The organism is Kineococcus sp. AC630, assembly GCF_979255925.1.
In genome coordinates, this window is record NZ_CEEDMJ010000119.1 from 1 (window position 1) to 247 (window position 247).

1 pseudogene is annotated in these 247 nt (G+C 72.9%); it reads left to right on the forward strand.

The annotated features are described in order from the left end of the window. Positions 1-245, forward strand: a pseudogene (locus AC0I8G_RS26095) (6-phosphogluconate dehydrogenase); the annotation flags it as partial. Positions 246-247: the final 2 nt, after the last annotated feature.

Here is a 247-nt window from a genome sequence, read left to right on the forward strand (position 1 = left end):
ACCCCAAGCTGGACAACATCCGCGGTTACGCCCAGGCCTCCGGTGAGGGCCGCTGGACCCTGGAACCGGCGATCGAGAACGCCGTCCCGATGCCGGTCCTCGCGGCCGCGCTCTTCGCGCGCGTCTCCTCGCGCCAGGAGGACTCGCCCTCGATCAAGGCCGTCGCCGCGCTGCGCAACCAGTGCGGCGGGCACGCAGTGACGCAGGCCGGGCCCTCCTCGGGCACGGGCTCCGTGAACGACTGACC